This is a genomic window from Bradyrhizobium sp. P2_E8, assembly GCF_056403875.1.
The window spans coordinates 1-7,264 of sequence record NZ_JBFUES010000322.1 but is presented as its reverse complement, the minus strand read 5'-3'; the positions used below and the strand labels follow the sequence as shown (position 1 = coordinate 7,264).

At 65.8% G+C, this 7,264-nt stretch carries 5 protein-coding genes and 2 pseudogenes; 5 read left to right on the top strand and 2 right to left on the bottom strand.

Features of this window, described 5'->3' with window-relative positions; translation table 11 throughout:
- Positions 1 to 37: 37 nt before the first annotated feature.
- The 3 genes from AC1D00_RS19035 (at position 38) to AC1D00_RS19025 (ending at position 2,403) form a co-directional block, all read left to right on the top strand.
- Positions 38 to 547, top strand: coding sequence for an OsmC family protein (locus tag AC1D00_RS19035; RefSeq protein ID WP_477011718.1), 510 nt, complete (start codon positions 38 to 40; stop codon positions 545 to 547).
- 222 nt (positions 548 to 769) lie between these two features.
- Entirely contained in the window at positions 770 to 1,567 is a 798-nt protein-coding gene (locus tag AC1D00_RS19030) for a hypothetical protein (RefSeq protein WP_477011717.1), read from the top strand.
- Positions 1,568 to 1,689: 122 nt separating this feature from the next.
- Positions 1,690 to 2,403, top strand: a complete 714-nt coding sequence (locus AC1D00_RS19025) for a GrlR family regulatory protein (protein ID WP_404551397.1) — start codon at positions 1,690 to 1,692, stop codon at positions 2,401 to 2,403.
- A gap of 160 nt (positions 2,404 to 2,563) precedes the next feature.
- Here the strand turns inward: AC1D00_RS19025 and AC1D00_RS19020 are convergent.
- Positions 2,564 to 2,954 (bottom strand): annotated as a pseudogene (locus AC1D00_RS19020) (MutS-related protein); the annotation flags it as partial.
- Between AC1D00_RS19020 and AC1D00_RS19015 the strand changes: the two are divergent.
- Together AC1D00_RS19015 and AC1D00_RS19010 are read left to right on the top strand one after the other, a co-directional pair.
- Positions 2,955 to 3,149, top strand: a pseudogene (locus tag AC1D00_RS19015) (hypothetical protein); the annotation flags it as partial.
- Between the two features lie 369 nt (positions 3,150 to 3,518).
- Complete coding sequence (locus AC1D00_RS19010) at positions 3,519 to 5,195, top strand: methyl-accepting chemotaxis protein (protein WP_477011716.1); 1,677 nt, start codon at positions 3,519 to 3,521, stop codon at positions 5,193 to 5,195.
- Between the two features lie 150 nt (positions 5,196 to 5,345).
- On the opposite strand, the gene mutS is transcribed toward AC1D00_RS19010, so the two are convergent.
- Positions 5,346 to 7,264, bottom strand: a 1,919-nt coding sequence (mutS, locus tag AC1D00_RS19005) for a DNA mismatch repair protein MutS (protein ID WP_477011715.1), incomplete at its 5' end; no start/stop codon positions are given.

Genomic DNA, 7,264 nt, shown 5'->3' with positions numbered 1-7,264 from the left:
GTACATCGAGAGGCGATTTATCCGGGAGATAACGAAGATGGACGCCGCCCAACTGCGCCAGATGCAGGCCCCGATCAAGGAACGCTACAAGACCGATCCCAAGACCGCGCTGATCACGTTGAAGGCCAAGGGCTCGACCGACAGCGACGGCATCGCCTGCAAGGTCGAGACCGGCCGCGCCATCGCGCTTGCCGGCCTGCATCCAGCCACCGGCGGCTCCGGCCTCGAACTCTGCTCCGGCGACATGCTGCTCGAGGCACTGGTCGCCTGCGCCGGCGTCACGCTGAAATCGGTCGCGACCGCGATCGAGGTGCCGCTCAAGACCGGCAACGTCTATGCCGAGGGCGATCTCGATTTCCGCGGCACGCTTGGCGTCGACAAGGAGACGCCGGTCGGCTTCGCCGAGATCCRTCTCCGCTTCGAGGTCGACACGCCGGCGCCGCAGGACAAGCTCGATCTCCTGCTCAAGCTCACCGAGCGCTATTGCGTGGTCTACCAGACCATCAAGAACGGCCCGAAGGTGTCGGTGTCGATGCAGCGGATGTGAGACGCAGGCCGCAGCCCAACAATCGGTGTCGTCCCGGCGAAAGCCGGGACCCCCGCGCGAGCACTTGCTCGTCGCGATTATCCCAGATGCTGATTGTGTCGCGATACTTGCAACTACGACCGTTTAACACAGCGAAGCCTGTGGCTATGGGTCCTGGATCGGCGCTCACTCTGGACAAACGCGTTTGCCAGGAGTTCGCTTGTCCAGGACGACGAAGAAAAAATGTCCCCCGACCTCCACTTCATCCTCTTCCTCCTCCTGCGCATGGCGATCGCGGCGGCGTTCGTCGTGACGGCCTCGATCATCACCGAGCGATCGGGGCCCGTGATCGGCGCACTGATCGCGACCCTTCCGGTCTCGGCCGGTCCGTCCTACGTCTTTCTTGCCATCGACCATGACGCCGGCTTCATCGCGCAGGGCGCGCTGGCGAGCCTGCCGGTGAACGCGGCGACCATCTTCATGTGCCTCACCTATGTCGTGCTGTCGCAGCGGCACAATCTCGCGGTGAGTTGCGGCAGCGCCGTCGCGGTGTGGATCGTGCTGGCCTCGATCATCCGCCAGTTCGACTGGTCGCTCACCGCCGGGCTTGCCGCCAATCTGATCGCGTTCGGCATCTGCATTCCACTGCTCGCAGGCTATCGCCACGCGAAGATGCCGCTGGTGACACGGGGCTGGTACGACGTCCCCATGCGTGCTGCGCTGGTCGCGATCCTCGTCGCCATCGTGGTTTCGACGTCGGGCTGGGTCGGCCCCCGCATCAGCGGTATCATCGCGCTGTATCCGGTGGTGTTCTCCAGCATCATGCTGATCCTGCATCCACGCATCGGCGGTCCGCCGACCGCCGCCGTGCTCGCCAACTCCGCCTGGGGCCTGCTCGGATTCGGCATGGCGGTCGCGGTGCTGAACGTCGCCGTCACGCAGTTCGGCTCGGCGATCGGCTTGAGTTGCGCACTTGCCACCTGCATCGGCTGGAACCTGACGCTGTGGTGGATGGGGCGACGGAAGAGGGCGGTGCATTAGCCGCGCCGCGCTTCGTGAGGCGAGGTATGCTACGCTTGGGACCCCAGCCCTGCGTCAGGATAGATGGTTACCGGGGCTGGCAGACCCGCTAAGCTGGCAGCAGAGCAAGATCGGGGCGTGCGGTGGAGGGATTGTACAAGGTCGAATACGATATCAACGACGGCTCCGGCCGCAGCGTTCTGTACGCCCATGCCGGGAAAATGCTTGGCGGCAACACGGCCTTCGCCCACTTCGGCACCTACGAGATTGTGGACGGCGAAATCGTCGCCAGGCTCCGGACGAAGCGCCACAGCCGGTCGCCGCAGCACAGGTCGCTGGTCAGTTCCGACGCCGTCACAATCAGCATTCGCGGTCGACAGCAGGGCAAGATCTGCCGCTTCGAGGGAGAAGTGGTCGAGGACGCCTCGGTGTTTCGCGCCGTGATGACGCCGCTCGGCGACGATGACGTTCCCCCGCCCGGTGCGGTCGGCGAGGGCGGCATCGTCAGCGGACTCTATTCGATCGACATCCGGATGCTGGATGGAATTGCCGGTGGCCATACCGGCGTGATGTTGCTGCGCTACGGCCGCATCCTCGGCGGCGATGCCTTCTTCTATTATCTCGGCGCCTATTCTTCGGCGAACGGTCGCTGGAAAGGCGAATTCGTCAATCAGGAACACACGCCGGCGAAGAGCGAGCATCCCTTGTTCGGTGGCTACGAGGTGGGCATCGGCTTCTCCGGCCACTGCGATGACAAGGGTGCCGAAATGGAAGCGACCGCGCTCGCCGGCAAGCGCAGCATCCGCCTCGCCGCTACCTTGAAGCTGATCGAGCCGTTTGCCGGGGCGGGCCGCTGACGGCCAGTACGCCGGCGAACACGGCCAAGCCGTCGCAATTCCGCCTGCAGCACAGCCCGGCATCGCGGCTCGGCTCATGGCTTGTCGGTCAGAGCATCACTCTCTGGTCGTTGGAAGGTTCGCTGGCACTACTTCGGCAGCTTGGCCTTCGAGCGCCTCGCGCGGCGACATCTCGTCGGGATGCAACGCCTTCACCGCGTCCATCAGCAGCTCCGCCTCGCTCGGCGGCGCCGACGCGCGAGAACAGGCGGTTGATGATGCCGATGCGGGCGCGCGTGGCCGGCACGAAGCTGCCGATCTGCGCGAGCAGGGCGATCAGCGCGTTCTGGCGCAGGAAGGTCGACTTGCCGGCCATGTTGGGACCGGTGAGCAAGCGTCTGGCGATGGATGACGGTGGCATTCAGCGGCGCCGACATCAGCTTGTCGCTGTGTTGCGCGGTCACCTCGACGAAATAGCCGAGCACGTTGTTGTGGCGGATCTTCAGGCCCTTCACGCCGGTGTCGTCGGCGTAGCGCGCCTGCATCGAGGCCACCACGAGGCGCGAGGCGTCGGTCCGCCGACCGCCGCCGTGCTCGCCAACTCCGCCTGGGGCCTGCTCGGATTCGGCATGGCGATCGCGGTCATGCACGTCGCGGTGGTGCAGTTCGGCGCGGCCGTCGGATTGAGTCTTGCGATCGGCACCTGCGTCACCTCGAACCTGACACTGTGGGGCATCGGCCGGCGTGATGCACAAGGTGCACAATAAGCGCCGTGAGACTACGGACACGATGTGACGTCGCGAAACACTTGTCTGGCGCGAATTCATTCGAGCGAGCAGCGCGGCGCCCCGCAAGCCGTTGAGTGACAAATGTCATTTCAAATCGTGCCCAGACCGCCGCCAAGTGCCGTGCGCATCGGTGACTTTCCCCCGGCTGCTGCTTTCCGACATTTCTATTAGAACTTTGTTCGAGCTTTTCCCGTACGAATCAACTTGCATACCCCGCGTCCGACACCGCCCGCGTATATCTTGGCGGATCTCTATTCAAATGATCGGACCTGCGGGAACCACCGATTGGAATACGGCATCGCTGCCGCGCGGTCACATCCGGTGCTATTTCGAGATGGAGCTTCTTTGATGTTTGGACGTAACTCTCGCAGTGATGCAGACGCACAGCTCGCCGCCATCGGCCGCTCGCTGGCCGTGATCGAGTTTGCGATGGACGGTACGATCCTTACGGCCAACCAGAACTTCCTGAAGGCGCTCGGCTACTCCCTCGACGAGATCAAGGGGAAGAAGCACGCCATGTTCGTGCCGGCCGATCAGCGCGACGGTGCCGACTACAAGGCGTTCTGGGCGCAGCTCAACCGCGGCGAGCCGCAGGCCACCGAATTCAAGCGAATTGCTAAGGGCGGCCGCGAGGTCTGGATCGAGGCGTCCTACAATCCGGTGCTCGACAATGCCGGCAAGCCGGTCAAGGTCGTGAAGATCGCGACCGACATCACCGCCAAGAAGATTCGCGCCATGACGGAAGCCTCCAAGGTGTCCGCCATCAGCCGCGCCCAGGCCGTGATCGAGTTCAAGCTCGACGGCACCATCGTCACGGCCAACGAGAATTTCTGCAAGGCGCTCGGCTATTCGCTGGCCGAGATCGAGGGCAAGCACCACAGCCTGTTCGTGGCTCAGTCCGAGCGTGACGGCGGCGCCTATCGCGAATTCTGGGCCAAGCTCAACCGCGGCGAATACCAGRCCGGCGAGTTCAAGCGCATCGGCAAGGGCGGCCGCGAGGTCTGGATCCTCGCCTCCTACAATCCCCTGCTCGACGAGAACGGCAAGCCGTTCGGCGTCGTCAAGTTCGCAACCGACGTCACCGCGGAGAAGCTGAAGAACGCCGATCTCGCCGGTCAGATCGCGGCGATCGACAAGGCGCAGGCGGTGATCGAGTTCAACATGGACGGCACCATCATCACCGCCAACGCCAACTTCCTCGGCGCGCTCGGCTATTCGCTCGCCGAGATCAAGGGCAAGCATCACAGCATGTTCGTCGATCCGTCAGAGCGCRACGGCGCGGCCTATCGCGAGTTCTGGGCCGCGCTCAACCGCGGCCAGTACCAGGCGGCGGAGTACAAGCGCATCGGCAAGGGTGGCAAGGAGGTCTATATCCAGGCGTCCTACAACCCGATCCTCGATCTCAACGGCAAGCCGTTCAAGGTCGTGAAATATGCCACCGACACCACGCGGCAGGTGCTCGTCCGCATGGGCAACGAGCGCGTTCGCGGCATGATGGAGTCGGTCGCCGCCGGTTCCGAGGAGCTCAACGCCTCGGTGCGGGAAATTTCCGAGGCGATGACCAAGTCGCGCGAAACCGCGTTGAGCGCGGTGGATCAGGTCGCGGCCGCCGACGCCCAGGCTCAGCGCCTCACCGAGGCCGCGCAGGCGATGAGTGGCATCGTCGAGATGATCAACAGCATCACCGGGCAGATCAACCTGCTCGCGCTCAACGCAACGATCGAATCCGCCCGCGCCGGCGAAGCCGGCCGCGGCTTTGCCGTGGTCGCCTCCGAGGTGAAGAGCCTCGCCAACCAGGCCAAGCAGGCGACCGACAAGATCGGCCAGGAGATCGGCAGTCTCAACGGCATCTCCGGCGACGTCGTCAGCGCGCTCGGCTCGATCAAGCAGGCGATCAACAATGTCAGCGAATACGTGACATCGACCGCCGCGGCCGTCGAGGAGCAGAGCACGGTCACGAACGAGATGTCGACCAGCATGCAGCGCGCCGCTGCGGAAGCGGCGGCGATCGCGGCGCGGGCGTAGGCCAAACGTTCGGATGCGTAGAGTGGGTTAGCGCAGCGTAACCCACCAGCCTTTCCCGCTGCGGCAAAAGTATCGTAGCCCGCATGAGCGCAGCGACATGCGGGATCAGGTGTCCCGGATGTCGCTTCGCTCATCCGGGCTACGGCACCGTCATTGCTTCGGCAGCTTGGCCTTCAACGCATACAGCGCATCCAGCGCCTCGCGTGGCGACATCTCGTCGGGGTGCAACGCCTTCACCGCGTCCATCAGCAGCTCCGCCTCGCTCGGCGGCGCGGCTTCCGCGGCGGCGCGTGAGGGCACGGCGAACAGCGGCAGATCGTCGGCGAGGGCGCGGGCGGTCTGGCCGCGGTCCTGCGCCTCGAGCTTGGCAAGCACGGATTTGGCGCGCGTGATCACGGCCGGTGGCAGCCCCGCGAGCTTCGCCACCTGGATGCCGTAGGAGCGGTCGGCCGAGCCCGGCAGCACCTCGTGCAGGAACACGACGTTGCCCTGCCATTCCTTCACCCGCACGGTGGCGTTGAACATCCGCGGCAGTTTTGCCGAGAGCGCGGTGAGTTCGTGATAATGCGTTGCGAACAGCGTGCGGCAGCGGTTGCTCTCGTGCAGATGCTCGATCGCGGCCCAGGCGATCGAGAGACCGTCGAAGGTGGCGGTGCCGCGGCCGATCTCGTCGAGGATCACGAGCGCGCGCTCGCCGGCCTGGTTGAGGATCGCCGCGGTCTCGACCATCTCGACCATGAAGGTGGAGCGGCCCCGGGCGAGATCGTCGGCGGCACCGACGCGCGAGAACAGGCGGTCGATGATGCCGATGCGGGCGCGCGTGGCTGGCACGAAGCTGCCGATCTGCGCGAGCAGGGCGATCAGCGCGTTCTGGCGCAGGAAGGTCGACTTGCCGGCCATGTTGGGACCGGTGAGCAGCCAGAGCTGGCCGGACTTTTGCGCAGGGCTCGGCGACAAGTCGCAGGCATTGGCAATGAACGGCTCGCCGTTGCGCTTGAGCGCCTGCTCGACGACGGGATGACGGCCGGCTTCGATCGCGAAGCCGAGCGACGAATCCACCTCCGGCCGCACATAGTTCTCGTCGACGGCGAGCTTCGCCAGCGAGGTCGCAACATCGAGCAGCGCAAAGCCCTGCGCGGCGGCACGCAGGTCGTCGCTGATCTCCAGCGCCTTGGCGCAGAGCCGCTCGAAGATCTCGAGTTCGAGCCCGAGCGCGCGGTCACCGGCATTGGCGATCTTGGCCTCGATCTCCCCGAGCTCCGACGTCGTGAAGCGCACCTGGCCCGCCAGTGTCTGGCGATGGATGAAGGTGGCGTTCAGCGGCGCCGACATCAGCTTGTCGCCGTGCTGCGCGGTGACCTCGACGAAATAGCCGAGCACGTTGTTGTGGCGGATCTTCAGGCCCTTGACGCCGGTGTCGTCGGCGTAGCGGGCCTGCATCGAGGCCACCACCAGGCGCGAGGCGTCGCGCAGGTTCCGGGCTTCGTCGAGGGCAGGCTCGTAACCCTGGCGAACGAAGCCGCCGTCGCGCTTGATCAGCGGCAGTTGCTCGTCGAGCGCCGTCGCAAGCTCGGCCGCGAGCTCGCGCGATGGTCGCTTCAAGGCCGCCATCACCGCCGCGATCTCCTGCGGCGGCTGGTCGAGCTCGCCGAGCCGCGCCAGCACCTGGTCGGCGGCGATGATGCCATCGCGCAGGCCGGCGAGATCGCGCGGTCCGCCGCGGCCGACCGAGAGACGGGCCAGCGCCCGCGACATGTCGGGCGCGCCGCGCAGGATGCTGCGGATGTCTTCGCGCGCGGCCGAATCGGCAACGAAGGCGCCGACCGCATCGAGCCGCCGCGCGATCGCCGGCGCATCCGTCAGCGGCGCGGCCAGTCGCTGCGCCAGCAGGCGCGAGCCCGCCGAGGTCACGGTGCAGTCGATCGCATCCAGCAGCGAGCCGCGACGCTCGCCGGCGAGCGTCCGCGTCAGCTCGAGATTGGCGCGCGTGGCGGGATCGATCGCCATGGTCGCGCCTGAAGCCTCGCGCGCGGGCGGCGATAGCGGCGGGTGCTTGCCGACCTGGGTGC

Bases quoted from the DNA above. Each gene is read 5' to 3' on its own strand.
- AC1D00_RS19030 (WP_477011717.1), top strand. From the start codon at position 770: ATGTCCCCCGACCTCCACTTCATCCTCTTCCTCCTCCTGCGCATGGCG.